The 24,715-nt window shown below is 71.8% G+C and carries 28 protein-coding genes; 12 read left to right on the plus strand and 16 right to left on the minus strand.

The genetic code is table 11. The features are described 5' to 3' along the window. The first annotated feature begins 53 nt into the window (after positions 1-53). From ACFXKZ_RS41750 to ACFXKZ_RS41765, 4 genes are all read left to right on the plus strand, one after another. Positions 54-1,139 carry a saccharopine dehydrogenase gene (locus ACFXKZ_RS41750; RefSeq protein ID WP_380009750.1) on the plus strand — a complete coding sequence of 362 codons (1,086 nt, stop codon included), beginning with the start codon at positions 54-56 and terminating at the stop codon, positions 1,137-1,139. Continuing rightward, on the plus strand, positions 1,132-2,292 hold the full coding sequence (locus tag ACFXKZ_RS41755) for a saccharopine dehydrogenase C-terminal domain-containing protein (protein ID WP_380009753.1): 1,161 nt from the start codon (positions 1,132-1,134) through the stop codon (positions 2,290-2,292). Before ACFXKZ_RS41750 ends, ACFXKZ_RS41755 begins: the two co-directional genes overlap by 8 nt. A gap of 132 nt (positions 2,293-2,424) precedes the next feature. Next, entirely contained in the window at positions 2,425-3,759 is a 1,335-nt protein-coding gene (locus ACFXKZ_RS41760) for an acetyl-CoA carboxylase biotin carboxylase subunit family protein (RefSeq protein WP_380009756.1), read from the plus strand. Positions 3,760-3,764: 5 nt separating this feature from the next. Further along, complete coding sequence (locus ACFXKZ_RS41765; RefSeq protein WP_380009759.1) at positions 3,765-5,096, plus strand: MFS transporter; 1,332 nt, start codon at positions 3,765-3,767, stop codon at positions 5,094-5,096. Positions 5,097-5,195: 99 nt separating this feature from the next. Here the strand turns inward: ACFXKZ_RS41765 and ACFXKZ_RS41770 are convergent, their stop codons facing one another. Both ACFXKZ_RS41770 and ACFXKZ_RS41775 read right to left on the minus strand, forming a co-directional pair. Further along, the gene (locus tag ACFXKZ_RS41770; protein WP_380009762.1) at positions 5,196-5,333 is read right to left on the minus strand and encodes a hypothetical protein; all 138 of its coding nucleotides are present in this window, start codon (positions 5,331-5,333) and stop codon (positions 5,196-5,198) included. Between the two features lie 3 nt (positions 5,334-5,336). Then, positions 5,337-6,428: a lanthionine synthetase LanC family protein gene (locus ACFXKZ_RS41775; RefSeq protein WP_380009765.1), complete on the minus strand. Its 1,092-nt coding sequence runs from the start codon at positions 6,426-6,428 to the stop codon at positions 5,337-5,339. On the opposite strand from ACFXKZ_RS41775, the gene ACFXKZ_RS41780 reads away from it, so the two are divergent. Continuing rightward, positions 6,391-7,107, plus strand: a complete 717-nt coding sequence (locus tag ACFXKZ_RS41780) for a hypothetical protein (protein ID WP_380009768.1) — start codon at positions 6,391-6,393, stop codon at positions 7,105-7,107. The two genes, ACFXKZ_RS41775 and ACFXKZ_RS41780, sit on opposite strands and share 38 nt — an antisense overlap. 31 nt (positions 7,108-7,138) lie before the next feature. On the opposite strand, the gene ACFXKZ_RS41785 is transcribed toward ACFXKZ_RS41780, so the two are convergent. The 7 genes from ACFXKZ_RS41785 to ACFXKZ_RS41815 form a co-directional block, all read right to left on the minus strand. Continuing rightward, positions 7,139-7,903 carry a hypothetical protein gene (locus ACFXKZ_RS41785; RefSeq protein ID WP_380009771.1) on the minus strand — a complete coding sequence of 255 codons (765 nt, stop codon included), beginning with the start codon at positions 7,901-7,903 and terminating at the stop codon, positions 7,139-7,141. A gap of 180 nt (positions 7,904-8,083) precedes the next feature. After that, positions 8,084-8,524, minus strand: coding sequence for a peptidase inhibitor family I36 protein (locus ACFXKZ_RS41790; RefSeq protein WP_380009774.1), 441 nt, complete (start codon positions 8,522-8,524; stop codon positions 8,084-8,086). Positions 8,525-8,562: 38 nt separating this feature from the next. Next, positions 8,563-8,997, minus strand: coding sequence for a hypothetical protein (locus ACFXKZ_RS41795; protein WP_380009777.1), 435 nt, complete (start codon positions 8,995-8,997; stop codon positions 8,563-8,565). A gap of 70 nt (positions 8,998-9,067) precedes the next feature. After that, the gene (locus tag ACFXKZ_RS41800) at positions 9,068-9,703 is read right to left on the minus strand and encodes a C39 family peptidase (RefSeq protein WP_380009780.1); all 636 of its coding nucleotides are present in this window, start codon (positions 9,701-9,703) and stop codon (positions 9,068-9,070) included. A gap of 15 nt (positions 9,704-9,718) precedes the next feature. Then, positions 9,719-10,417: an alpha/beta fold hydrolase gene (locus tag ACFXKZ_RS41805; RefSeq protein WP_380009783.1), complete on the minus strand. Its 699-nt coding sequence runs from the start codon at positions 10,415-10,417 to the stop codon at positions 9,719-9,721. Positions 10,418-10,548: 131 nt separating this feature from the next. Beyond that, positions 10,549-11,730, minus strand: coding sequence for a GDSL-type esterase/lipase family protein (locus tag ACFXKZ_RS41810; protein WP_380009786.1), 1,182 nt, complete (start codon positions 11,728-11,730; stop codon positions 10,549-10,551). Between the two features lie 79 nt (positions 11,731-11,809). Next, positions 11,810-13,279, minus strand: a complete 1,470-nt coding sequence (locus ACFXKZ_RS41815) for an MFS transporter (protein ID WP_380009789.1) — start codon at positions 13,277-13,279, stop codon at positions 11,810-11,812. Positions 13,280-13,478: 199 nt separating this feature from the next. Between ACFXKZ_RS41815 and ACFXKZ_RS41820 the strand changes: the two genes are divergently transcribed. The 3 genes from ACFXKZ_RS41820 (at position 13,479) to tsaA (ending at position 15,264) form a co-directional block, all read left to right on the plus strand. Beyond that, entirely contained in the window at positions 13,479-14,141 is a 663-nt protein-coding gene (locus ACFXKZ_RS41820) for a TetR/AcrR family transcriptional regulator (protein WP_380009792.1), read from the plus strand. A gap of 134 nt (positions 14,142-14,275) precedes the next feature. After that, complete coding sequence (locus ACFXKZ_RS41825) at positions 14,276-14,629, plus strand: hypothetical protein (protein ID WP_380009795.1); 354 nt, start codon at positions 14,276-14,278, stop codon at positions 14,627-14,629. Positions 14,630-14,817: 188 nt separating this feature from the next. Continuing rightward, a complete protein-coding gene (gene tsaA / locus ACFXKZ_RS41830) occupies positions 14,818-15,264 on the plus strand; it encodes a tRNA (N6-threonylcarbamoyladenosine(37)-N6)-methyltransferase TrmO (RefSeq protein ID WP_380009798.1) in 447 nt (148 codons plus the stop codon). Between the two features lie 60 nt (positions 15,265-15,324). Here tsaA and ACFXKZ_RS41835 read toward each other — a convergent pair whose 3' ends face one another. From ACFXKZ_RS41835 to ACFXKZ_RS41845, 3 genes are all read right to left on the minus strand, one after another. Beyond that, positions 15,325-15,774: a phospholipase gene (locus ACFXKZ_RS41835; protein WP_380009801.1), complete on the minus strand. Its 450-nt coding sequence runs from the start codon at positions 15,772-15,774 to the stop codon at positions 15,325-15,327. A 607-nt stretch (positions 15,775-16,381) separates the two neighbouring features. After that, positions 16,382-17,161, minus strand: coding sequence for an ABC transporter permease (locus tag ACFXKZ_RS41840; RefSeq protein ID WP_380009804.1), 780 nt, complete (start codon positions 17,159-17,161; stop codon positions 16,382-16,384). Next, positions 17,158-18,087 carry an ABC transporter ATP-binding protein gene (locus tag ACFXKZ_RS41845; RefSeq protein WP_380009807.1) on the minus strand — a complete coding sequence of 310 codons (930 nt, stop codon included), beginning with the start codon at positions 18,085-18,087 and terminating at the stop codon, positions 17,158-17,160. The genes ACFXKZ_RS41840 and ACFXKZ_RS41845 overlap by 4 nt, the downstream gene beginning before the upstream one ends. 130 nt (positions 18,088-18,217) lie before the next feature. On the opposite strand from ACFXKZ_RS41845, the gene ACFXKZ_RS41850 reads away from it, so the two are divergent. Next, complete coding sequence (locus ACFXKZ_RS41850) at positions 18,218-19,486, plus strand: histidine kinase (protein WP_380009810.1); 1,269 nt, start codon at positions 18,218-18,220, stop codon at positions 19,484-19,486. Here ACFXKZ_RS41850 and ACFXKZ_RS41855 read toward each other — a convergent pair. Further along, positions 19,398-20,153, minus strand: a complete 756-nt coding sequence (locus ACFXKZ_RS41855; protein WP_380009813.1) for a response regulator — start codon at positions 20,151-20,153, stop codon at positions 19,398-19,400. The genes ACFXKZ_RS41850 and ACFXKZ_RS41855 overlap by 89 nt on opposite strands. Positions 20,154-20,264: 111 nt before the next feature. Continuing rightward, positions 20,265-21,512, minus strand: coding sequence for a sensor histidine kinase (locus ACFXKZ_RS41860; protein ID WP_380009816.1), 1,248 nt, complete (start codon positions 21,510-21,512; stop codon positions 20,265-20,267). Between the two features lie 337 nt (positions 21,513-21,849). Here ACFXKZ_RS41860 and ACFXKZ_RS41865 point away from each other — a divergent pair, with 337 nt between their 5' ends. Beyond that, the gene (locus ACFXKZ_RS41865) at positions 21,850-22,032 is read left to right on the plus strand and encodes a hypothetical protein (protein WP_380009819.1); all 183 of its coding nucleotides are present in this window, start codon (positions 21,850-21,852) and stop codon (positions 22,030-22,032) included. Positions 22,033-22,274: 242 nt separating this feature from the next. On the opposite strand, the gene ACFXKZ_RS41870 is transcribed toward ACFXKZ_RS41865, so the two are convergent. Then, positions 22,275-23,156 (minus strand): hypothetical protein, encoded by an 882-nt coding sequence (locus ACFXKZ_RS41870; RefSeq protein WP_380009822.1) that lies wholly within the window; start codon positions 23,154-23,156, stop codon positions 22,275-22,277. Beyond that, positions 23,153-23,812, minus strand: a complete 660-nt coding sequence (locus ACFXKZ_RS41875; protein WP_380009825.1) for an RNA polymerase sigma factor — start codon at positions 23,810-23,812, stop codon at positions 23,153-23,155. The genes ACFXKZ_RS41870 and ACFXKZ_RS41875 overlap by 4 nt, the downstream gene beginning before the upstream one ends. A gap of 302 nt (positions 23,813-24,114) precedes the next feature. Between ACFXKZ_RS41875 and ACFXKZ_RS41880 the strand changes: the two genes are divergently transcribed. Together ACFXKZ_RS41880 and ACFXKZ_RS41885 are read left to right on the plus strand one after the other, a co-directional pair. After that, complete coding sequence (locus tag ACFXKZ_RS41880; protein WP_380009828.1) at positions 24,115-24,297, plus strand: hypothetical protein; 183 nt, start codon at positions 24,115-24,117, stop codon at positions 24,295-24,297. 91 nt (positions 24,298-24,388) lie between these two features. Next, positions 24,389-24,616: a hypothetical protein gene (locus ACFXKZ_RS41885; RefSeq protein ID WP_380009831.1), complete on the plus strand. Its 228-nt coding sequence runs from the start codon at positions 24,389-24,391 to the stop codon at positions 24,614-24,616. Positions 24,617-24,715 lie beyond the last annotated feature (99 nt).

Raw genomic sequence — 24,715 nt, forward strand, 5'->3', positions numbered from 1 at the left:
CGGCCCCGCGCCCGCACGACCACGAACAGGCACCCGTACCCGGAGGACAGCACATGGCCGATCCCCGCCCGCGTACGACCGACGTCGCGATCACGATGCGGCACGAGACGCGCGAGAGCGAGCGGCGTGCGCCGATCGTGCCGGCCGACGCCGCGCGGCTCGTCGCGCAGGGCATCACGGTCACCGTCGAGCACTCGCCGCAGCGCGTGTTCCCGATGGGGGACTACCTCGACGCCGGCTGCGTGGCCGCCGAGGCCGGGAGCTGGCGGACCGCCCCGGCCGCGGAGTTCGTCGTGGGGCTCAAGGAACTCCCTCACGATCCGCCGACGTTGCGGCACCGGCATGTGTTCTTCGGCCACGCGTACAAGGGCCAGCGCGACGCCGAGGCGCTGCTGCGGCGCTTCGCGGCGGGCGGCGGCGCGCTGTTCGACCTGGAATACCTCACCGACGCGGACGGACGGCGGCTGGCCGCGTTCGGCTACTGGGCCGGATACGTGGGCGCGGCGCTCGCGGTGCTCCGGCATCGGGGTCGGCTCGATCCGCCACTGCGACCGCGCCCGAAGCAGGACTTGGACCGGATGCTGCGCGAGACGTCGACCGGCGCGCCGCCGAGCGTACTGGTCATCGGCGCGCTGGGCCGGTGCGGGCGCGGCGCGCGCGACGCGCTGGCCGTCGCCGGGATCCAGCCGACCTGCTGGGACGTCGCCGAGACCCGGTCACTGGATCACGCGGCGCTGCTCGATCACGACATCCTCGTCAACGCCGTGCTCGTGACCACGCCGACCCCGCCGTTCGTGACCCTCGCGTCGCTGCGGTCGCGACCCCGGCGACTGTCCCTGATCGCGGACGTCACCTGCGATGTCACCTCCCGGAACAATGTGTTGCCGGTCTACGACGACATCACCGATTGGCGCGAGCCGGTGCGCATGGTGGGCGATGTCGGCGACCCGCTGGGCGTGATCGCCATCGACAACCTGCCGTCGCTGCTTCCCGGCGAGGCCAGTACCGCCTTCTCCGCCGAACTGACGCCCCATCTATCGGCCCTGGGAGAACCGGGGCAACCCTGGCAGCGCTGCCTGCGGGTCTTCCGCGAGGCATGCGAGGCGAACGGCCTGGAAACGGAGAACGTCCATGTCTGACGCGATACCCGCCGGCGGAACCGTGCACTGGATCGGCACCGGCCTGTCCACCGGCAGCGGACTGCGTGTGGTGGCCGACCGGGCCGAACGGCTGCTGGTCTGGGGCCGTACCGACGCCAAGGCCGAGCGGTGCCTGGCCCGGCTCGGCCTGACCGGTCGCGCCGCCGCCCGCGCCTACGATCTCGACCGGCTGGGCGCGGAGTTGCGCACCGGCGACATCGTCGTGTCGATGTTGCCCGCGAGCGAACACCCCGCGCTGGTGCGACTGTGTATCGAGCGCAACGCCCATTTCGCGTCCAGCAGTTACGTCTCGGAGGAGATCGCGGCCGAGGCGTCGGCGGCGGCGAAGGCCGGTCTGGTCGTGCTGACCGAGGCGGGCCTGGACCCGGGCATCGACCACCTGTTCGCCGACCTGCTGGTGGCCAGGGGCCGCGAGGTCGTCGGCGACGGCCCGGCGACGGTCGAGTTCACCTCGTACTGCGGCGGAGTCCCCGCCGAATCCAACGAGTTCCGCTACCGGTTCAGCTGGGCGCCGCGCGGGGTGTTGAACGCGCTGCGCGCGCCGGCCCGCTACCTCGACGGCGACGCCGAGCAGGTGGTCGACCTCCCGTGGACGGCGACTCGTTCGCTCGTGCTCGACGGCGAGACGTTCGAGGCGTACCCCAACCGCGACAGCCTCCCCTACCTCACCCAGTACGCGTTCCCGGCCGACTGGCGGGCGCGTGTGTTCGTCCGGGGCACACTTCGTCTGGACGGTTGGCTGCGGGCCTGGCAGGACGTGTTCGCCACCGTGCGCACCGGCGATGGCGACCGCATCGCCGCCCTCGCCGACGAACTCGCCGCCCGGTATCCGACCACCGACGCCGACCGCGACCGGGTGGTGCTCGCCGTCGCGCTCGACCTCGAGGGCGCGAACGGCGGCGGCTGGCGCGGCGAATATGTGCTGGACACGGTCGGCGACGCCGAGGAGAGCGCGATGGCGCGGTGTGTGTCCCTGCCGCTGGCGTACGGGATCACCGAAATCCTCGCCGGACGGGTGCCGGCGGGCCTGCGCCAGGCCGCCCAGGGTGCCGAGGACGCCCGCCGGTGGCTGGAGTTCCTGGGCACGAACGGCGTCGACTGGCGCTTCGACGAGCGGCACCGGACGGGCTGAACACCGCTCGTCGCCACGATCCACCCGGCAACCCGATCCGAACCACCCGAGCCACCCGAGCACCGCAACCGTCCGACTCCGCCCGAATCACCCGGACCACCGGAACCGCCCGATCCAGGAGGACACGGAACCATGACCCAGGCACCGTTCGAGTCGCGGGAATCGGCCGACCGGCCCCAGGCGTTCATCCTGACCGGCTCGTTTCCCGTGATCCGCCGCAATCCGCTCTACCTGACCGAACTTTCCGGGCGCGGGCTCAAGATCCTGGTGATCACTGCGGAGTCCTACCGCGCACAGGCGACGGAGGCCATGGCCGACACCTCCAACCCCGTCGCGCAGATCAGCGAAATCGCCTATGTGACGGGTGACTTCACCGTGCAGGGCGCGTTCGTCGCGGGCGCGATCGCGCGCACCTCGGCCTGGCGCGAGGCATACACGATCGTCGGCGCCTACGCGGTGGGCGACTACCTCGCCGAGCCGACCGGCCTGCTCGCCGACGGGCTCGGCGTGCGCTCGCCCGGGCTCCGGGCCAGCCGCGCCTGTCGCAGCAAGTACCTCCAGCGCTGGTACGCCCCGGACCTGGGTCCGACGTCGCTGACCATTCCCGCCGGCGAGCGCGAGCGGGTCGACCTCGGCGCGGTGCGCTTCCCCGCCGTGGTCAAACCCGCTTCCCGAGCGTCCAGTTCGGGCGTCGAGACGGTGGCGGACCTGGCCGGGTTGCGCGCGAAACTGGCGACGTACCCCGATCACGAGGTGGTCCTGGTCGAGGAGAAGGTGTCGGGCCCGGAGTTCTCCGTGGAGAGCCTGATCCAGGACGGCGGGGTGGTCTTCGCGTCGGTGACCGACAAGGTCACCACCGACAGCCACGCGCACACCTTCGTGGAGATGGCGCACAGCGTGCCGAGCGTGCGCGAGGACCTGCGTGAGGCGCTTTTGACGGCCAATCGGGAACTGGTGGCGGCGCTCGCGTTCGAGCACGGCATCGCCCACTCCGAGTGGCGGGTCGGCGACGACGGTCGCCCGCGCCTGATGGAGGTGGCGGCGCGCACCCCCGGCGACGGGCTGCTGACGCTGTATCAACTGGCCACCGGACGACCGCTGGAGCCGGAGATCCTGCGCGTCGCGCTCGGCGAACCGGCGAACTACCCGCAGCCGCACCGCTACACGCGACAGGTCTACCTGGAGCACCGGCCCGGCACGCTGGAGGATGTGGTGCTCGACTGGCCGGACGTGCGGCCGGAGTGGATCGGTGCCGGCGGTGTATGGCCCGACATCAAGCCCGGCGGGCCGGGTGAGGAACCCACGTTGCGCGCCGTACTGGTGCTGCGCGAGCGCGGCGCGTCGCTGACCCCGCTCGCCGACTCCGACGACCGGTCCGTCACGTTCTTCATCGACGCCCCGACCCCCGACGGGCTCGACGCCCTGGAACAGCGCGTGCGCGCCGCCATCCGCGTCGTCGTCGGCTGACCGGCATGGTCCACGTCGCCCGCGAGGAGGGCCACGACAACGACGAGGTGACCGTGGTGGCCACCTTCCGGCAGGCGTCGCTCCCGGCGAAGACGCTGCTCACCGGGGCGTTCATCAACCGCCTCGGGGCCTTCCTGAACATCTTCCTGGTGTTGTTCCTGACCTCGCGGGACTACTCGGACGGGCAGGCGGCGTTCGCGCTGGGCGTGTACGGCGGCGGCGCGATCGTGGGCGTACTGCTCGGCGGGGCGCTGTCGATCCGGCTCGGCGCGCGCAACGCGAGCGTGGTGAGCATGGTCGGCGCGAGCGTGCCGCTGGCGGCCATCCTCTACCTGCCCTCGTTCGGGCTGATCCTGGTCGCGGTGGCGCTGGTCAGCATGGCCGGGCAGCTGTACCGCCCGGCGTCGGCCACCCTGCTCTCCGACCTCACCCCGGCGAACCGCCAGGTGATGATCTTCGCGATGTACCGATTCGGGCTGAACCTCGGCGTCACCGTCGCGCCGCTGTTCGGGTTCGCGCTGTACAACCTGGCCGGCCACAGCTACGCCCTGGTCTTCTGGGTGGAGGCGGCGGTCGCGCTGTGCTACGCGACCCTCGCGTGGGTGACGCTGCCGCCCCGCTCCGCCGAGCCGGGCGCGGCGGGCCGTGACGCGAAGCCCGAGGCCGGCGAGGAGGGCGGGGAGGGAGAGCGGGTCGGGCGCGGCGGGTATCGGGCGATGATCCGCGATCGCCGCTACATGTTGTACCTGACCGCGATCTTCTTCTTCGGGGTCGTCTACGTGCAGTACCTGTCCACGCTGCCGCTCGACGTGAAGGACAGCGGCGTGGCGATCTTCTGGTACACGCTGGCCGTGTCGCTGAACGGTTTCATCGTCATCGCGTTCGAACTGTTGATGACCAAGTACGCGCAGGCGTGGTCGCAACGGCTCACCATGGCCTGGGCGTTGGTCCTGGTGGGCGTCGGTGTGGGCATGTACGGCCTGCCGCTGGGGCCGGCCGTGATCCTGCTCGGCACGCTGGTCTGGTCCGTCGGCGAGATCCTGGGCGGGCCGGCGACCACGGCCTATCCGGTGGTGGCCGGGCCCGCGCGGCTCAAGAGCCACTACATCGCGGGCTTCCACTTCGCCTGGAGTCTGGGCGCGGCGGTCGGACCGGTCGTGGGCGGGTGGTTGTTCATCCGGTTCGGACACGGGGTGTGGCCGATACTGACCGTGGGTTCGGCGTTGTCGATCGTGCTCGTGTCGGTCTCGGTGCGGGACCGGCCGGCCACGACGCCGGCCGTCGGCGACGCCGACTCCACCGACGCCTCGACCCGCGCAGCCGCCGGGCCGGGCTGAACACACCGTGCATACCCGGTCACATGGGCCGGGTCCCGTGCGGGCGGACCTGCCACCCGCACGGGACCCGGCTTACTGGTGGTTCAGCGGTTCAGCGGATCAGTCGACGTCCTCGACGTCCTCGACGTCGACGACCCAGGAGCTGCGGCCGCAGGTGTCGCAACACCGCATGGGCTCGAGGTCCTGGTGGTCGTCGGTGGCGGGCAGTTCCTGAAGCTCCAGGACGAAGTTCTCCATCGTTCATCTCCCCTTTCCGGGAATCGGTACGGTGGCCGGCCGGTCGACCAGCCACGAACGTGGTCCGCCGTGCACCAGGCGGAGCAGGAAATCCAGCACACCGGCCATCCCGACGCCGTACGACGCGTACATGTCGCGCAGCGTGTCGTCCGGGATGAGCAGCCGGCCGTGCCTGCGGGTGGCGCGCAGTGCGATGCAGTCGCCGAGGTCGCGCGCCCGGGCGTGGTGGCGGTCGTCGCCGGTGGCCTCGTGCAGGTCGAGCAGCAGTTCGGCGTTGCCGGCCACGCCGTGACACGAGCCGGGGCCCATCCGCCACCGCTCCTCGTACACGGCGCGCGCGGCGCCCTCGGCCAGGTCGAGCCGGCGGTCCTCGCCGGTGGCCCGCCACAGCCGGACCAGGAACGTGCCGACGCCGGAGGTGCCGTTGCACCAGAAGTTCAGCCCCGGCCGCTCGGTACGCCCCGGGCCCTTCGGCCACAGCGCGACGCCGCCGCGTCGATCGGCGACCGCGGCCGGCGCGTGTCCGCCGCCGAGCGCGATGTCGAGGAGGTCGGGCCGGTCCAGGTCGCGCGCCGCCGACAGCAGGAAGGTCGCGTTCCCCGCCACGCCGTGGCCGAAGCCGTACAGGGACGAACCGGCCGGCTCGGCGCGGATGTCGCCGCCCACCGGCCAGTCCACCCCGCCGTCGGCCGCCGCCGGCAGCCGCAACACGCCGTCCGCGCACTCCCCGGCGCGCTCGGCGAACCGGTCGTCCCCGGTGGCGTGCCACAGGTGCAGCCGGGCGGTACCGGCGCCGGACAGGCCGTGGCACACGTCCGGGTTCCGGCCGGTCAGCGGGATGGCCAGGGCGTACGCCGCCGCGCGGGCCGCCGGCGGTTCGTCCGCCAGGGTTCGGGCCGCCTCGTACAACGCCCAGGCCGTGCCCGAACGTCCGAAGTACAGTCCCGGCACCACCCGTTCCGGCCGGGTCAGCCGGTGGTCGAGCCAGTCGGCGGCGGTGCGCAGCGCCGGTTCCGCGTCCCGATGGCCGCACCGGACGGCCCGAAAAGGAAATCCCGTGCGTATCGGTCGTGTCGTGGCGGCTCTGTCCGCCACCGCCTTGGGGCTTGTCTCGGTCACCGCGTGCAGCGGCGACAAAGACGGCGGCAAGTCCTCGAATGTAGGCAAGGATCCCAGGGCTCTCGTCACCGAGGCGCAAGCACTGTGGCAGGCCGGGGACTTCAAGGTCACCGGCGATGCCGTGGCCGACTCGATTCGATCCGACTACGACGTCTGCGTGCACGCCGGTCGCGACCTTCAGGGCACCGAGACCACCCTGGGCCACCCCGCCGAGCTGATCGTGGCCGGGGGCAAGGCGTATCGGAAGGGCGACGCCGCGTTCTGGCGCGGGCTCGGGGGCCGGTCCGACAGCACCCAGGCCGAGATCGACGAGGGGGCCACCCGGGTCGCCGACAAGTACGTGATGATGACGGTCGAACCCGACGATCCGCTCAAGGACATCGGTTTCGTCTTCGGCGACGCGAAACTCGCCTACGTCATGGGCGAGATCTCGGAGATCGGCGGAAAGCGGGTCATCGCGTTGACCGCCCGGCAGGAGGACGAGACCACCCGAACCGTGCACGTGCTCGCCGAGGGCAAGCCGTATCCGGTGAAGCTCCAGGTCGACGGGTCCGACCCGGTGAACCTCGTCCTCGCCCGAGCCGGCAAGAGCTGCACTCCCGCCGCACCGCCGGCCGACCGCACACTGGACATGGACGGCGCGGACACGGCGTAGGACATGTGGGGCGGCCGAGGCCTCGCCCGAGTCAGGTCTTTTGGCGGGCCAGGTTGTAGAGCTTGGCGGTCAACGCGGCTGCCTCGTCCGGGGAGATGCCTTCGCCGCCCGTCTTCATTTCCGTCAAGACGGCGACGTCGACGCCGCCGAGGGTTGCGTAGTCGGCCCAGGCACAGACCGGGAACCGGAAATCGGCAAGGGCCTTCGTGGCCGCGTCGCTCTTGCTGTAGGTGAACTGCATGACCTGGCACTTCATCAGCGCGCCCTCGAAGCCGGCGGGCTTGACGGTCTTGGCTCCTGCGATGGGCTGTATGTCGGTTCCCGGCGCCTTCCCGCCGCCCTTCATGCCTTTGTTGCCGACGTTGGCCAAGTAGGTGTCGAGTGCCTTGGCGGGGTCGGTGATCTCGCCATGGAAACCGTGGAAGGTCAGCCGAGTGCCGCCCAGCCTCGCCCGGTTGTCGGGGTCGGGATCGGGCGCGTTGTAGACGCCGGACACCGTTTGGGCGTTCTTGATCCCGAGCTCCTCGGCCTCTTTCGCGCCGGGCGTGGTGCCGCTGCTCGACTTCGTGTAGGCGTCGATCGACTCCGGGACGACGAGCTTGTAACCCTTGGTGCCGGCGGCGACCGCACCGCCACTCACGGAACCGCCGCCCGGGGCACCGGTGGTCACGCCTGCGGTGCTGCCCGCGTCCGGCGCCTTCGCGCCATCCTTCTTGTCGTCCGACCCGCCGCACGCGGCGGTCATCACGAGGAGGGGCGGCACGAAGGCGGCGGCGAAGCGGGCGCGAAACGGCATGAAGAACGGTTCCTTCCGGGAGGGTTCGTCCGCCAAACGACGTGACAGGCCGTCAGGCTGCCGCAGCACAACCGCCCGAGTCATGGGGATCCCCCTCACGCGGCCCCACAACACCGCGCGGCCCACCAACGCGAGAACCGAGGACGCGCACTCACCTCGCCGGAGGCGGGAGCGGCCCGGTCACGCCTCGTCGCCCGGGACCTCGCCGGGAGCCGTGCCGCAGCTCGGGCCGCCCGGGCCGTCGAATTGCACCGAGCTGAAGAAGTCGCGGAAGGTCGGGAAGAAGTTGCCCTTGCCGGTCGGGCCGGACGAGGTGACGGCCGTACAGCCGCTGTACTGCGCGTCGGACCAGAGGTGGATGGTCGAGGCGGTCCGGTTCCAGTCCGACTCCGCCCGGTCGTTCATGCCGAGCGCGGCGAGATCCGGCGTGCTTCCCCTCAGCGTGATCATGTCCCCGGTTCCGTCGAGACCGGAGAACATGCAGTAGTAGCCGTCGGGACACCGGTCGTATCCGTCGGCCGCCCGGGCCGGGGAGACCGGCGCGACGCCGAGGAGCGCGACCACGCCGGCCAGTCCGAGCACGATTCGTTTGGTGTGTGTCATGCCGGGCTCAACGATCATGCCGACTCCGGGTTCCGGTCCGGGGTCCGCCGGTGGGCTCAGTTCTCGCGTGCCTTCGTCGCCGCCACCCGGGCCTCGATTTCCTCGCGGGTGGGGCGGTAGCGTTCCTCGGCCGCCCGCATGCGGGCCACGCAGCGGTCCCAGGCGCGGCGGGAGCGGGCACGGCGGTTGGGGAACCAGGAGTATCGCCACAGGCGCACCGTGGCGGTGTCCGCCATGAAGCGGGGCTTCGTCCGGATGCCGTGCTCCCACCGCACCTCGGACTGGGCGTCCATCAGTTCCTGTACGAAGTCCTGCGCGGCCCGCTCCCACCGGGCCGCCTCCTCCGGAGTGCCCTCCACCTCCGGGCGCTTCGGCGCGGGGATCGTGGTGATCTCGTAGCGCATGAACTCGAGGCCGTCGGGAACCTCCACCCACGACATCCTGTCCCACGGCTTCGGCACGAGCGTGAAGGTCAACGAACTCAGGATCACGGCCGATGCTCCTCACCGAACGAACATTTGCGCCCAGCGTAGTGCCGCGCCGCAACCTGGGCCGCGTGCCTCACACGTGCAGCACGATGCCGCGCCGTGCCGCGAACTCGTCGAAGCGGTGCGGCGCGAGCACCGCGGATACCGCCTCGGGGGTGTGTCCGGACGGGTTGTGGAAGGTGACCGCGTCGTCGCGCCGACCGGTGACCAGGACGAGGTGTCCGCCACGCCCCGGCGCCGGACGCTCGGGGCGGCGAATCTCCCGGTGCACGGAGGCCATCACCAGGCGGCCCCGGTCGAGTTCGTCGGCGAGCCGGTCCGGCCCCAACTCGGTGACCACCTCCGCCCGCAGCCCGTGCGCCTCCCGTACGTACTCGACGAACGGCCGGTAGTAGAGGCCGTCGACCCCGCCGTCCTCCCGACGCACATACCCGCCGTGCGTCGCGCAGCCGACCATCAGCTCGTACAGCGGAGGCGCATGGCCGTCGCGCGCGAACAGCGCCATCCGCAGACAGGCCATCCCGCACCACCGCCCGGCCCAGTAGCCGTAGGCGGCCCGATCCGGCGCCCCGCTCACCGCCCAGGCATCGTCGTCGCCCGGCGGATGGCCGGCGTAGACGATCGCGCCGATCAGGTCCGGGCTCGCGTACTGGGTGATCGCCGGTATCGGATGACGCGTGTTCGAATGACGCGTGTGTCGATCGGACACGTGGACTCCTTCCGGCTACCGGCCGGCCTCCTCCAGGAGGATCCGGGCCAGTTCGTGCGGCTGGGAGTACATCGGCCAGTGGCCCGTGTTCATCTCGACCAGCCGCCACCGTTCGCTCGTCAGCAACTTCGCCACCGCGTCGCTCGGTTCCGGGCCGTCGAGGAGACACTTCAGGTAGGTCGTCGGGAGGTCACCCAACGACCCGGCCAACTCGGCGCGTTCGGTCAGGGAGTCGCCGGGATGCAGTGTCGCGTCGGCCAGGAGCCGGGCGATCTGCTCGTCGGTGAGGCCCTGCCCCGCGAACTCCGCCGCCGGCGGCGGGGCCCAGAAGCCGCCGTTGGCCACGATCGCGGCGGTGATCGCCGCCTCGCCGGACCAGAATCCGGACGCGAACGACTCGCCGTGCACGGCCACGTTCGAGTCGACCAGGACCATCCTCCGCAGCCGGTCGCCGATCCGCTCGGCGGCCTGACCCACCGGGATGCCCGAGTAGCTGTGTCCGACCAGGACCACATCGCGCAGGTCCCGATCCTCGACCTCGTCCACGATGTCCCGGACGTGCGTACGCTGCCCCGCCGGCACGCCCCGCTTCTCGGCGAGGCCGGAGAGCGACAGCGGATACGCCCCGTGCCCCGCGGCCCGCAACTCCGACACCACCTCGTCCCACGCGGGGGACCCCAACCACGCACCTGCGACCAGCACGAAATCCGTCATCGCGGCACGCTATCCGATCACTGCGACACCGCCCGGAACGACGTCACCCGCCGGCCGCGGTCCTGGGACCGGGCGGCGGGTGACGGGTGACGGGGTTCGACGGCGGGCGGACGCGCTCGGGCGCGCGACCGTCACAGCCGTACGTATGCCAGGTCGTAGGCGTCGGCCATCGCGCGCACGCCCGCGTCGTTGAGGTGCAGGTGGTCGCCGCTGTCGAGGTCGGCCCGGATGAAGTCCGGGGCGTCGGGGTCCTGGACCGCGGCGGCCACGTCGACGACCGCGTCGAAGACGTCCGAGGCACGGATCCAGTCGTTCACCCGACGGCGTTCCGCCCGGCCCTGGACGCTGTCCACGCCGGGGTAGATGGTGCCGCCGTACGGGCCCATCGTGGCGGCGATCGAGGTCAGTCCGGCCGCGCGGGCCTGCGCCGCCAGCGCGATGAAGCCGTCGATCAGGTCCGCCGCACCGGCCGGCGGCTTCCCGGACATGCCCGGCAGGCCCAGGTCGTTGAGGCCGAAGTGGAAGAGCACGTGGGTGGCGCCCGGCACGGACAGCACGTCCCGCTCGAACCGCGCGAGCCCGTGCAGCCCGACCTCGTCGGTGAGCAGCCGGTTGCCGCCGAGCCCCTGGTTGACCACCCAGCCCCGGGCCAGTCGCCGGTTCAGCTGGTTCGGGAAGCGCAGGTTGGCCCCGACGGTGGTGCCACCGCCGCCGAACCAGGAGTCCCCGAACGCCACGGCGATCGCGGTGCCCTCGGGGGCCAGGACGTCCACCCCGGCCACGTAGTACCGCCCGTCGACCTCCTCCGCGTCGTCGAACGCGGCCCGGCCCACGGCGTTGCCGGCGACCAGGTAGGCGTTCTGGGAAGGGGTGTGTGCGTAGGTCGCCAGGCCGGTGTCCTCCGGGAAGTACAGGGTCAGCGCCAGGTCGGTGCCGGCCTCGGTGGCGAACTCGACCGGGTCGCTTTGGATCCGGGCGCCGACCGGGATGGTCACCTCGGCCGCCCCGGCGAACCGCAGTACGGCCTCCCGGGCCGGATCCACGACGCCGCCCGCGCCGGCCGCGCCGACCCGCGCCGCCCCGATCACCAGGGGCTCCCGGCCGTATTCGTTGCTCAGCAACACCCGCAACGTGGTGCCGCCGCCGTCCATGTGCAGGATCTGCCGGAGTGTCTGGTCGCGGAAGGCGCGTGACGGCTGAATCTGAATGTCCTCGTACGCGCCGAGCACGGCGGAGCGGAAGCCTGCCACCCAGGTGGTGGCGGGGGCGGCAACGGTGGTGGGGGTGGTGGCGGTCGTGTCGATGCTGATCATGATCGGTGAACTCCTCGATGGATGAGGGTGGTTGGTCGGTCGGTGAGTTGATGGGTGGTCGTGCGGTGGGCGGGCCCGATCAGGCCCGCGCCGGCCGGCTCCCCCGCAGGACCGTCACGGCCACCGCGGCGACCGCGAACAGCGCCGCCGCGGCGTGGAAGGCGAAGACGTAGCCGTCGGTGGCGGCCTGCTCCGGGGACGGGCCGGTGCCGGTGTGTGCGTCGGCGAGCGAGGCGAACAGGGCCATGCCGATGGTCGGGCCCATCAGCATCGAGGTGTTGAAGGCGCCGCCGGCCAGTGCGGCGTCCCCGGCCGACACGCCCCGCGTCGCGCCGACCACCGCCGAGGCCGCGGTCAGTGCGATCCCGACGGGAAGGACGAGCATCCCGAGCAACGGCGCGCCGACGTAGGCGGATTCCGCGTCGATCCGGCCGAACAGCACGAACGCGATCGCCATCGTGATCAGGCCGAGGGACGCGGTCCGCCGAGCGCCGAGTCGGGCCACGATCAATACGCCGGCGGCGCTGACCACGATCAGCGCGAGGGTGTACGGGACGAAGCCCAGCGCCGAGCGCAACGCGGACCAGCCGAGCACCCGCTGGAAGTACAGCGACATCAGGAACGCCGCCGACGATCCGGCGATCGGCGCGAGCATGCCGGTGGCCAGCGCGCCGACCCGACGCCCCGAGGCGAGGAAGCGCAGCGGCATCAGCGGCGCGGCGACCCGGTTCTCGGCCACGCCGAAGCCGAGCAGGAGCACGAGGCCGGCGCCGATCGGCAGGAGTACGGCGGCGGTGAGCCAACCGTGGGTCCCGACGGCCACCAGGCCCAGGCTGAGCAGCGCGACGCCGCCGGTGACGAGGGCCGCGCCGAGTACGTCCACCCGGCCGTGCGTCGGCGTCGGGCCTGCCGGCAGGTATCGCCCGGCCAGGGCCGCGACCACCAGGCCGACCAGGGCCAGGGCGACGAAGGACCAGCGCCACGAGGCCCAGGTGGCGGTGGCACCGGCGAGTTGCATGCCCAACGCGGCGCCGACGCCGGATAGTCCGCCCCACGCGGCCATCGCGCGCCGTCGGGTGGCCTCGACCGGGAACACGTCGCCGACCAGGGCCATCGCGGCGGGCGCGGCCACCGCGGCGCCGGTGCCTTGGAGCAGCCGGATGGTGATCAGCCAGCCCCCGCCGGGGACGAGCGCGCCGGCCAGCGAGGCGGCGGCGAACAGGGCGATGCCGGCCCGGAAGGCGTTGCGGCGGCCGTATCGGTCGGCCATCCGGCCGCCGAGCAGGAGCAGGCCGCTGAAGACGAGGGTGTAGGCGGCGCCGGTCCAGACCAGGCCGGAGGCGCCGAGGCCGAGGTCGGCGGCGATGTCGGGGCCGGCGGCCGAGGTGATGGTGACCGAGGTGTTGAGGACGGCCTGTACGGCGGCCAGCAGCGCGAAGGCGGCGCCGGTTCGGGTGGCCGCGGTGGTCGCCGGTGTGCCGGGGGTTTCGGCGGGCGCGACGTTTGTCGCCGATGCCGCCTTCGGCGTCGTGGCCGTGTCGTGGTTCATCTGCCGACCCCTTTCAGGTGTCCGCCGTTCGATGAACCAAACCATACAGTGCAGTTCACATGAACTCAACAGTGCAGTTCAGTTGAACCGACCTGTACGGTTCAGAATTGATTAGACTGAGTAACGATCCGGGCGTTCACGCACCGTGCCGAGTGCACGCGGCAACACATGAACGCGACGACAAGCAGAGGAGCCGACCGTGTGGGCAGCCGAGCAGACCCCCAAGCGCATCCCCTCGGGTGACCGCGCGGCACGCAAGCGCGCGGCGATCCTGAAGGCGGCGACCGACGCCTTCCTGCGCGACGGCTACGGCGTGGGCATGGACACCATCGCCGCCGAGGCCGGCGTCGCGAAGGTGACCGTCTACAACCACTTCGGCAGCAAGGAGGCCCTGTTCATCGCGATCGTCGGCGACATGCTCGATCGGGCGCTGGTCGACTCCATGCGTCTGATCGAGGAGCGCCTGGGCTCCTCCACCGACGTACGGGCCGACCTGATCGCCATCTGTGAGGCGTGGGTGACCGGCCACGCCACCCCGGAGGTGCTCGCGCTGCACAACGTGGTGCTGGGCTCGATGCCCCGCCTGCCCGAACTGGGCCGGACCTGGCAGGAGTTGGGCCCGGACCGCTTCCACGTGGTGGTTCGCACGGCGCTGACCCGGCTGGTCGAACGCGGCGAACTGGCCATCGACGACGTGCCCTTGGCCGCGATCCAGCTGTCCGGCCTGGTGCTGATGCCGCACATCGCGTACGGCTCCACGGGCGCCGCGCCGGACGCGGACCTGACGGCCCGTCTGATCACCGGCGGCGTGGACATGTTCCTGGCCCGATACCGCCCACACACCCGCCCGGACGCCGGTTAGCACACCCCCACGCGCCGCGAAGGCGCGCACGGCACGGACCGCCGGACACCACGACACATTCCTTCGAAATGTCCGCTTATTTTCTGCGAACTCCCTCTAAGGTCGACCAAGCAACCTTTTGGAAGGGATTTGCCTTGAAGCTCCGCAATGCCGCCGGCGCCGCCGTGGCCGCCCTGGCACTGGTCCTGTCACTGCCCGGAACCTCCGTTGCCGCCGAGGGCGGGTTCCACTACAAGTACGTAGACGAGTCCGGCCAGGAACATCAGGTCACCCTGCACGACCCGCGCAGCGGCGTGTGCATCGACCTGTACGGCGTCGGTTCGGACGACGTCCCGCCCGGCTACGGCCCCCACAACGACACCGACTCCTGGGTCACCGTCTACCAGGGGGCCCACTGCGCGGGCGCCGAGTGGCGCCTGAAGCCGCACGGCAATCCCGCCCGTGACGACCTGAAGGTGCGCTCGGTGCTGTTCGACGTCACCGACTGACCCGTCCCCGCGCCCCGGCGTCCCCGCGCCCCGGCGTCCCGGCGTCCCGGCGTCCCGGCGTCCCGGCGTCCCGGCGTCCCGGCGTCCCGGCGTCCCGGCGTCCCGGCGTCGGTCTTCGTCACATCCGCCGTCCCGCAACGGTCAGGGGGGCAACGCCGGGTGGGATCGACGACGAAGGGTGCGCAACGATGAGCGACGACGCGCGTCAGGGGCCGGGGATCGGTCGGGACGAGTATGTGCTGCGGCCGATCGGCCGGGTCGAGTCCCCGCTGCTGGATCGGGCGTCCGCGCCCAAGCAGGGGGACGAGGGTTCACCGGATGCCTGGCTCGTGTTCGAGCCGGACGTGGCCGACGGGCTCCGGGACCTGGCGGTCGGCACGGACGTCCTGGTGCTGACCTGGCTCGACCGGGCGGACCGGGACGTGCTGTCCGTGCACCCGCGCGGCGACGCCCGCACGCGTGTGCGGGGCGTGTTCGACACCCGCTCGCCGGATCGGCCCAACCCGATCGGTCTGCACCGCGTACACATCACCACGATCGACGGCCTGCGGATGGGCGTCCGCGACCTCGAAGCACTCGACGGCACCCCGATCGTGGACGTCAAGCCGGTGTTGGGGGGCATCGGCGAGCGCTGACCGCGCCCCGGGCCGACGACGTTGCCGTCACCGGCCCGGGGGCTCGGCTCGACCTCGGCCTCAGCCGAGGAGCTTGACCGCCTGGTAGTAGGTCCAGGCCGTGCTGTTGCAGGTCGCCCGAGCCACCGCGCCGTACGGGGCGCAGACCCGCTTGAGGTCCTCGTACAGCGCGCTGTCCAGGCGGGGCTTGTTCGCGGCGAAGGTGCCCGCCGCCTTGTAGTTGCGGTAGCCGAAGTCGTGCCGGGCACAGGAGTTCTGGAACGGGAAGCCGAGCGGGTTGTCGGGCGAGCTGCTGCAGTAGTCGGTGGACCAGTCGAAGTTGTAGGCGGCCCAGTTGCCCTGGTTCTGCCGGGCGGACCACCAGGCGTTGTAGCTGGCGGCGCTGGTCTGGGTCCAACTGGACAGCACCTGCGGCTTGTCCGCCGGAGCGGCCTGGACCGGCGTGGCCACGCCGACTCCGACGCCGATCGTCATCGCGGTGGCGGCAAGTGCCATGGACAGTCGACGCATCGAATACCTCCAGGATGCCGACGCTCCGGGTGTGGAGCGCCGTGGGCAGGGGACGCAGGTGGTACGGCCGAACTCCGAACTCCCCTCGACCGGTCGCGACGCGAGACGCGATCCGTGGACGCGGGAACGGACGCCATCCCACCGGAGGAACGCGGTTGCCGTCCAGACTTCGGCGGACTTCGGATGACAATTCATCCTCCCGGCACACCCGATTCGCCCGACGCCCTTGCGCACACCACACGTTGGCCACCCCGGAGGTGCCGCCGCCACGCGCAGCGCCGGATCGTCTCACCGTCGTGGGCGCGATGCGGGCCGGGTCCACGGCTACGCTACGCGCGTCCGCCTCTGTCCCGCCGACGAGACGACCGACGGCGCGGTCTCGACCAGGAGGGATCGGGCGTGACATCGGCGGCACGCAGCACCGGCGGCCGCGCGGGCGCACCGCGCCGGGACAACGCGTGCACACGGCCCACCGGTTCGGCGAACGCGTACGGTTTGCATCGAGAGCCCTTTGCTCGTCTCCTGCACATATGGACCGCGTAAGGCCGAACGACCGGCCGAAGGACCGCTCGCACACCGCGAGGCGTCCGGCACGACCGGGCCCGGGTCACGCGTCCCCGCGTCGCATGCGGATCGCCGCCACGGTCAGCGGGACGGCCACGTACAGGCAACTCACCACGGCCGCGCCGGCCGGCGGCAGCGCCGAGCCGTAGACCGAGTTCGGGTTTCCGGTACCCGCCAGTTGGCCCGGAAGGCTGTCCAGGGTCAGCGAGTTGACCCGTCGGTCCCACGGCGCGGGCAGGCTCTGCAGGACCATCGGAATCACGTACAGCAGGCCGGCCAGGCAGGTGACCGTGCCCGTCGTCGAGCGCAGTGCCGCGCCCAGGGCGAACCCGACCAGCGCGGCCACGACCACCGCCAGGCTCTGCGCGAGCAGCAGGGCGGTGGTGTGCGTACCGGCGTCGGCGAAAGCGCGGATGGGGCGATCCGCCACGACCGCCCGACTCGCGTAGGAGCCGGCGAACACGCAGGTCGGTCCCACGACCAGGGCAACTCCGCCCACCACCAGGGCCTTTGCGGCCAGCACCCGACCGCGCCGCGGCACCGCGATCAGCGTGTCCCGGATCATTCCGCCGGCGTACTCGCCGGTGATCGTCGATGCGGCCGACACCGCCACGCTGATCTCGACGACCAGCAGGAGCAGCGACTCCAGCGGCGCCATCGAGAAGTGCGCCCGATCGCTCTCCGTGAGCCCGTCCCAGGTATGCGCGCCGTACCAGGCCAGGGCACAGATGCCGGCCATGGCGAGGACGATCACGGCGAGCGTGATGAGGGTGGAGCGTGCGGTGCGCAACTTGAGCCATTCCGCGGCCAGAACGTCGATCATCGCGCCGTCCCCGTCGCTCGCGCATCCCCCGACGGTCGGTATTCGACGTCGGCGGTGGTGAGTTCCGTGTACGCCTCCTCCAACGATGCCGTACGCGGGCGGATTTCCCAGATCGGGATACCACGTGCGGCGGCCAGGTCGCCGACGCCGGGCGCTTCGATCCCGTGTACGACGAGGCGGCCGTCCGTCTCGGCGGCGGCCGTGGCGCCCAGCGCGGCCAGTGCGGCGGTCAGTTCGGCCGGTCGCGGGGTGCGGACCAGGACGCCGCGTGCGAAGCGTTCGGTCAACTCCCTTACCGAGGTGTCCGCGATCAGTCGACCACCGCCGATCACGATCACCCGGTCGGCGGTCGGTTCCATCTCGCTCATCACATGGCCGGCCACGAACACCGTGCGGCCCTCGCCCGCCAGCGCCCGAACCCACAGGCGGAACCACCGAATGCCCTCCGGGTCGAGGCCGTTGACCGGTTCGTCCAGGATCAGTACGCCGGGGTCGCCGAGCAGCGCCGCGGCGAGCCCGAGCCGCTGTCGCATGCCCAGCGAGAAGGTCCGCACCCGGGCCCGCCCGACGCCGGCCAGGCCGACCTGGTCGAGGACGGCGTCGACCCGCCGGCGGGGTATCGCGTTGCTCCGGGCCAGCCAGCGTAGATGGGCGATCGCGGTACGCCCGGGGTGCGCGGTGTTCGCGTCGAGCAGCGCGCCCACCTCCCGCAGCGGCCTGGGCAGTTCGACGTAGGCCCGGCCGTCGACGCGGGCCGTTCCGGCGGTGGGACGATCCAGGCCCAGCACCATCCGCAACGTCGCGGATTTGCCGGCCCCGTTCGGGCCGAGGAATCCGGTCACCACACCGGGGCGCACCCGAAACGACAGTCCGTCGACGGCGACGACGCGGCCGTAACGTTTGGTCAGGTCTCGCACTTCGATCATGCGCACCACCCTCGCCGGCCCGGTTCGGGGGCACATCGGGCGCCCGGCCGACATACCACCGGATGAGGCGGGCCGACGCGGCGCTGCCTAGAGTCGGGGGGTGAACGAGTCGGGACGGGACGGTCGTGGAATGCGGGAATCCGCGACGCCCGCGGCTGCGGCGGCCGAGGACGGGGCACGGGAGGCCCCGCCGCGCGAGTCCAGGTTGCGCCTCGCGATCACCCGGCGGTTGACCCCCGGATGGCTCCTTGGGCTCGACGCTGCCGCCGGTGTGGTGTTCGGGCTGGTCGCGGCGGTCGAGGCGGTCGTCGTCCACCGCGGCCAACTGCCCTGGTGGGCCTCGATGTCGATCGTGCTCGGTATCGCGGTGCCGCCGGCCGTGCGGCGGCGTCGGCCGGTCCTCGCCTTCGCCGTCGTGCTCGCCGCCTCGATCGCCGCCGAAGTCGCCGACGCCGGGCCCACGTTGTTCCTCGCGGCCGGCTTCACGCTGTATCCGGTCGCCCTCGCCTGGCGTCGCCGCCGCTTGCCCACCGCGGCGATCGCCGTACTGAGCACGATCTGCGTGTTCGGCCTGCCCGTGGCCGGCCCCGCCTACGCGTCGCACGTCGATCCGGCGCCGGTACTGGCCGCCGGCGGTGCGCTGGGCGGCGCCTGGACGATCGGCCGGACGGTACGGGCACGTCGGGCGTTCGCGGCGGATCAGGCGCGCCGACTCGCCGACGCGGCGGCGGCCGACGAACGACTGCGGATCGCCCGTGAGTTGCATGACGTGGTCGGCCACACGATGGGCGTGATCGCGGTCAAGGCGGCGATCTCGGGCCACGTGGCGCGGGATCGCCCGAACGAGGCGATCGAGGCGTTGCGGGTGATCGAGGCCACCAGCCGCGACGCGCTCACCGATCTGCGGCGCATGCTCGGGGTGTTGCGGGCGCAGGAGGAGGCGGAACTGCACCCGGGCCGGGGCGTCGCGCAGGTACCGGCCCTGGTCGAACGCGCGCGGGAGTCGGGCATCCGGGCGAGCCTGCACGTCTTCGGGGCGGACGAGTTGCCGGAGAGCGTGGGCCGTTCGGTGTACCGCGTCGTCCAGGAGGGGCTGACGAACGTGGCCGGGCACGCTCCGGGGGCCCGGTGTGCCGTGTCGATCGAGGCGGACGACCGACGCGTTCGGATCGAGGTGGTCGACGACGGTCCGGCGACCTCGAATCACCGACGCGAGCCCGGTGGCTACGGCCTGGTCGGCATTCGCGAACGGGCCGCGATCCACGGCGGCACGGTCACGGCCGGCCCGCGTCCGGAAGGCGGCTTCCGCCTCACCGTCGAGTTGCCCCTCGATCGAGGCCCGCACCCGGCACCGGACCCATGTTCGGCCCCGCCCCCGTCCCCGAGCGCGCGGGCATGACCAACCCGATCTCGTAGCACGTGATCACCAGTTGCACCCGATCGCGCGCACCGAGCTTGTCCAGGAGTCGGCTCACGTGCGACTTCACCGTGGGCAGCCCCACCCGCAACCGCTCGCCGATCTCGGCGTTGGACAACCCTCCGGCCACCAGGAGCAGCACTTCCCGCTCCCGGTCCGTCAACCCCGCCACCTCGCCCGAGGACGGCGACGACGACGGCGAAGGTGCCCCGGTCCCCGGGGCCGGACCGTACCCGGCGATCAGACGCCGCGTCACGGTCGGGGCCAACAACGCCTCCCCCGCCGCGATCACCTCGATGGCGGCGAGCAGTTCCGCCGGCCGGGTGTCCTTGAGCAGAAACCCACTGGCGCCCGCTCGCAACGCCGGATACACATACGCGTCCAGGTCGAACATGGTCAGAATGAGCACCCGAGTGCCCGGCACGCCCGTCGGCCCGCAGATCGACCGAGTCGCCTCGACGCCGTCCATCTCGGGCATCCGGACGTCCATCAACACCACGTCCGGGCTTTCCCGGCGGGCCAGTTCGACGGCCTCGACCCCGGTGGCCGCCTCACCGACGGCGAGCAGTCCCGGCGCGGAGTCCACCAGCATCCGAAAGCTGCCGCGCAACAGGGCCTGATCCTCGGCCACCAACACCCGGACCGGCACCCGCAGTCCACCCCAACCCGTCGCCCCGACACCCTGTCGCGACGATACCCCAGCCAATCCCGGGCACCGCGCCGAACCGAACGAGCCCGACACCCCCCACGGCCTGCCCCCTCAGTGCGACCCCGTCCGAGCCCCGGCCCGCCGCGCGGGCGTCGACGGCGCCGCCACGGCCTGCTCCCCGTCCCCGCCCGTGCCATAGGGCAGCAGGGCGTACACCATCCACCCACCGTCCGGATCCGGACCGATGTCCAACCGTCCGTCGAGCATCGCGACCCGTTCGCGCATGCCGATCAGCCCGTGGCCCATTCCGTCGCCCGGTGCCTGCGCGCCGCGCCCGTCGTCGCCGATGCGCAACTCCAGTGCCTGCTCCAGGTATCTGACCAGCACCTTCGCGGTGGCCTGTGGACCGGCGTGTTTGCGGGTGTTGGTCAGCGCCTCCTGGATGATGCGGTAGGCGGTCAGGGCGACGGTCCGGGACGGGTCGATCGGCACCCCCTCGACGGTCAGGCCCACCGACATCCCCGCGCGGCCGACCTGGGCGACAAGTTCGTCCAGGTGGCCCAGGTTCGGTTGTGGGGTCATGCCCTCGGTCTCGTTCTCCGCGCGCAGTACGCCGAGCAGCCGGCGCATCTCCACCAGTGCCTCGCGGCCGGTCTTGGCGATGGTGTCCAGTGCCTCGCGGGCCTTGTCCGGGGCGGTGCCGATGGCCCGTCCGGCACCGTCGGCCTGGACCACGATCACCGACACGTTGTGTGCCACCACGTCGTGCAACTCGCGGGCGATCCGGGAGCGTTCGGCCGCCGCCGCGATCTGTGCCTGCTGGTCCCGTTCGAACTCCAGGCGCGCCGCGCGTTCCTCGAGTTCGGCGTAGTAGGCCCGCCGGGTGCGCATCGAGTCGCCCAGGACCCACGCGATACCGAGGCTGGTCACCAGGAAGCAGTAGCCGAACAGGCCGTCCCGTAGGCTGAGTTCGAGGTTGGTGCCCCATCGTGCGAAGTAGAGTCCCGGCCCGACGAACACGGCGACGAGCGCGATCCGCGCCCGCCGCCGACTGCCCCACTTCGCCGTCGTGTACAACACCATCGGTACTGCGAAGCTCGCCGCGGAGATCGCCCCGGTGAAGAACAGTTGCCCCACACCGCCCAGCGCGACCACCAGGAAGGCGGCCCGGGGGTGGACCCGGCGCAGCACCGCGCCCAGGCAGAACACCGCCACGACGACCCACGTCCAAGTCCAGGCGTGGCCGGTCGGCGCGTCGTCGGCGTTCTGCTGACTGGCACTCAGCAGCGGCAGGGGCAGCATGTACAGCACATCCACCACGAGCGGACGCACGCGCAGCCAGGCGTAGATTTTTTGCACACCCGGACGTTACGGTCGCCGCGCCCGCACCGGCGTCATCCGGCGCGGCGAGCGCTCCCCTAGTCCGGAGGTCGCACATGTAGGGGTCGTTTCTCCTCCGGCCGGCCCCGGGCCCGGTGCAGAAGTTCATCCGGATTGCGTTGACCCCCGAGCACTGCTCATGCAAGCTCGGCGCGGGGGATCTTCGCGAGGAGGCAGGGTGGGGTACTGCGGGAGTTGCGGTGGCAACGGCTGGATGCCGATGGAGACCATGTGCTCCGGGTGTGGCGGATCCGGCCAAAACACGCTGGTGCAGGATGGGATGGGTTGTGGGGGGTGTGGCGGCAGCGGTCGCAACATGCAGATGCAGCCGTGCCCGAACTGCAACGGCACCGGGGGACACGGTGGCGGAGGCGGCGGAGGCCCCGCCTACACCCCTCCGCGCGGGCCGATCTCGGCTGCCGCGCGGATCAAGATCTTCATGTACAACCTGATCCTCATCGGCGGGCTCGGCGGATACGTCTACTACACGACGCGGTAGCCCCGAGGGCGCCGATCTCCGGGCCGGCCCACGGCGGCCACTTCGGCATCGCGTTCAACCGGTCGGCGAACGGATCGAAGAACGGGTGCAACCAACCGCCGTGGGCGAAGCCGCCGTCGGGACCTCCGGCCACCGACACCCGCTTCGGGTACCGCCCTCGGAGCCCGAAGGGACAGCCGTATCGGCCGTCGGCGCCGAGGGCGGTTTCCCAGGCCGATTTCGCGGTGGCCGCGACGAGGTGATCAGCGGCCGGCCGGCTCCTTGCAGGTACCGGGTGGGCTGTTGCGCAGCACGACGGCGGCGCGCTCCGGGTCGACGATGGGGAAGACCCCGTCCGGGTCGGCGCCCGGCTCGATCTCCGTCCGGATCGGCCACGTGGTGATGCCGACTTCGGCCAGGGCACGTTCCACCCGTGCCCGTACGTCCGCGAGATTCGGACACCGGCCGCCGGCCGCCGGACCCTGCAACAGCCGGTTCAGCCGGCGGACCTGGTCGATGGTCGCGCCGCCGTAGCGGGCGCCGTCGTCGGGGCGGGTCATGCCCAGCGCGGCGCAGGCATCCCGCACGCCGACGCCGGCCGGTTTCGGCATCGTCCACAGGCCGTTCTGCTCGCCCTTGCGCGTACAGGCCACCAACGGCGGCACGGCGGGCCTCGGAGCGGTGCGCTCGGGGCTGTCGGCCGGCAGATAGGTCCGGGCGGTGTCGGTCATCGCGTCCCAGACCGCGGCGCACGCCTCCTCCGGGGTCTGCGCGGCGTCGACATGCACGCCGTAGAGGAATGCGGGTTCGACGGTGTACGTGTACGAACAGCTCGTCTGCTGGGGATAGGACAACCGCGCCGGCGCGTCGTCGATGAGCATCGCCGCCATCGTGCCGCCGGCCGCCGCGAGGACCGCGAGCGGTACCCCGATCCGCCAGACCATCCGCCGACGGCGGGAAGCGGGGGTGCGGGCGCCCTCCTCCTCCGCCGCCGCGTCATGAAATGCCTGGAACAGGGTGGCCGTCATCCCCTCGGCCCGGGCGGCGGGGAGGTCGCGCTCGGCCGGCGTCGGCAACAACGCGGCCAGGTCGTGGGTCACCGACTCGTCGAAGTGCGAGTCGGCGTGGGCGGTCAGGCGCTTCATCGGGCTTCCTTCCGAATGGGTCGGCCGACGGGCAGGCGCCCCGGCCGGCGGGCGGCGTCGACACCCTGGGCAGGCGCAGGCGCAGGCACTGGCGTCGGCAAGGCCCGATCCGCGCCCACCGGCGCGCCCTCCTCCCGGTCTGCGAGCCGCTTGAGCTTGGCTCGCGCCCGGGACAGCCGGGAGCGCACGGTGCCGACCGGGATCCCCAGGGCCTCGGCCGCCGCGGCGGAGTCGAGTCCGGAGAACACGCACAGCGCGACGACTTCGCGCTCCTGCCGGCGCAGCGTGCCGAGCATCGTCCGGACCCGGGCGATCGTTCTGGTGTCGTCGATCCGGCCGACCAGTGTGTCGGCGAAGTCGGGCACTGCCTGCTCGCGCGGCACACGGTCCAGGACCGCCTGATGTCGCCGCGCCGTTCGTCGTTGGTTACGGACCACATTCGTCGCCACGCCGAGCAACCACGGCCGCAACGAGCCGCCTTCGGCGGCCACGTCGGCGCGCAGCCGCCAGGCCTCCAGGAAGGTCAGCGCCATCACGTCCTCGGCCGCGGCCCAGTCGCCGGTCATGCGAAAGCCGTGGTTGTAGACGGACTTCGAGTGCTCCGCGAACAACTCCTCGAAGGCGTAGGGATCTCCTGCTCTGATCCGGGATCTCATGCTTGTTTCCACACCCTTCGACTGTCCGGCAGCCGCCCGCACGCTCCCGGAGGGTGACGCGCGTCACTCGCTTCCGGATGCCCGGGGCGTGGGTCACGGGTGCGTATAGGCGGGGATTCCCTGCTGCTTTTCACCCGCGCGCGCTGCGATGCTCTTCCTGCACGACTGCACGACTGCACGACTGCACGACTGCACGAGCACGACCGCACGGCTGCACGGCTGCACGGCTGCACGACGGAAAGGAACCCTCCCTCGGATCCGGCCTCGGACCGTGATCCGACCCTAGTGAGCGGAGTTCTCTCGTGACTGCAAAGACCCTTCGCAAGCGTCTCGGCCGGGCGTGCAAGATCACGGCCCTGACGGTGGCCGGGATCACCGCGATGTTGGCCCTCGCCGCCGGCCCGGCCGCGGCCGATGCCGACGGCGGGTTCGGCGGCTTCGGCGGCGGATCCAGTGGCGGTGGCGGCGCGACCGGTACCTGGTAGCGGACCTCGGGCCGGTGCGGCCCGGTGGACGTGTACCGAGGCCGCACCGGCTCCACCGCACGTGCGACGCCCACCGTCGGAAGGGGCCACGATGCACAACGGTTGGATCGTCCTGGTCATCGGCGTCACGCCGCTCGTGCTGTTCGGCGTCTTCATCGCGTCGGCCAAGCCCGATCCGGACACCTGCGCGAACTGCGGACATCTGCCCGCGGACCACGGAAACACATGCGGCGGGGACGAGTTCGACGTCGGTGAACTCGTGCCCAACGGCAAGTCGTGCGGCTGTGTGCGGTATCGACGGCGCTCGACCACCGGCTGACGTCGCGGCGCGGGCGTCGGGTCGACATGCGCTGGAAGATGTGGTCCACGTCACACAACGCAATGCCGGAGTCGAGTGGTCATCGTGGTGTGAAGCGAA

This window comes from Embleya sp. NPDC059237, from assembly GCF_042754105.1.
Lineage (GTDB): Bacteria > Actinomycetota > Actinomycetes > Streptomycetales > Streptomycetaceae > Embleya.

Bases quoted from the DNA above. Each gene is read 5' to 3' on its own strand.
- ACFXKZ_RS41835 (WP_380009801.1), bottom strand. From the start codon at position 15,774: ATGCGTCGACTGTCCATGGCACTTGCCGCCACCGCGATGACGATCGGC.
- ACFXKZ_RS41865 (WP_380009819.1), top strand. From the start codon at position 21,850: ATGCAGATGCAGCCGTGCCCGAACTGCAACGGCACCGGGGGACACGGT.
- ACFXKZ_RS41765 (WP_380009759.1), top strand. From the start codon at position 3,765: ATGGTCCACGTCGCCCGCGAGGAGGGCCACGACAACGACGAGGTGACC.
- ACFXKZ_RS41850 (WP_380009810.1), top strand. From the start codon at position 18,218: ATGCGGGAATCCGCGACGCCCGCGGCTGCGGCGGCCGAGGACGGGGCA.
- ACFXKZ_RS41750 (WP_380009750.1), top strand. From the start codon at position 54: ATGGCCGATCCCCGCCCGCGTACGACCGACGTCGCGATCACGATGCGG.
- ACFXKZ_RS41760 (WP_380009756.1), top strand. From the start codon at position 2,425: ATGACCCAGGCACCGTTCGAGTCGCGGGAATCGGCCGACCGGCCCCAG.
- ACFXKZ_RS41805 (WP_380009783.1), bottom strand. From the start codon at position 10,417: ATGACGGATTTCGTGCTGGTCGCAGGTGCGTGGTTGGGGTCCCCCGCG.
- ACFXKZ_RS41755 (WP_380009753.1), top strand. From the start codon at position 1,132: ATGTCTGACGCGATACCCGCCGGCGGAACCGTGCACTGGATCGGCACC.
- ACFXKZ_RS41840 (WP_380009804.1), bottom strand. From the start codon at position 17,161: ATGATCGACGTTCTGGCCGCGGAATGGCTCAAGTTGCGCACCGCACGC.
- ACFXKZ_RS41785 (WP_380009771.1), bottom strand. From the start codon at position 7,903: ATGCCGTTTCGCGCCCGCTTCGCCGCCGCCTTCGTGCCGCCCCTCCTC.
- ACFXKZ_RS41770 (WP_380009762.1), bottom strand. From the start codon at position 5,333: ATGGAGAACTTCGTCCTGGAGCTTCAGGAACTGCCCGCCACCGACGAC.
- ACFXKZ_RS41815 (WP_380009789.1), bottom strand. From the start codon at position 13,279: ATGAACCACGACACGGCCACGACGCCGAAGGCGGCATCGGCGACAAAC.
- ACFXKZ_RS41875 (WP_380009825.1), bottom strand. From the start codon at position 23,812: ATGAGATCCCGGATCAGAGCAGGAGATCCCTACGCCTTCGAGGAGTTG.
- ACFXKZ_RS41845 (WP_380009807.1), bottom strand. From the start codon at position 18,087: ATGATCGAAGTGCGAGACCTGACCAAACGTTACGGCCGCGTCGTCGCC.
- ACFXKZ_RS41885 (WP_380009831.1), top strand. From the start codon at position 24,389: ATGCACAACGGTTGGATCGTCCTGGTCATCGGCGTCACGCCGCTCGTG.
- ACFXKZ_RS41810 (WP_380009786.1), bottom strand. From the start codon at position 11,730: ATGATCAGCATCGACACGACCGCCACCACCCCCACCACCGTTGCCGCC.
- ACFXKZ_RS41790 (WP_380009774.1), bottom strand. From the start codon at position 8,524: ATGATCGTTGAGCCCGGCATGACACACACCAAACGAATCGTGCTCGGA.
- tsaA (WP_380009798.1), top strand. From the start codon at position 14,818: ATGAGCGACGACGCGCGTCAGGGGCCGGGGATCGGTCGGGACGAGTAT.
- ACFXKZ_RS41870 (WP_380009822.1), bottom strand. From the start codon at position 23,156: ATGAAGCGCCTGACCGCCCACGCCGACTCGCACTTCGACGAGTCGGTG.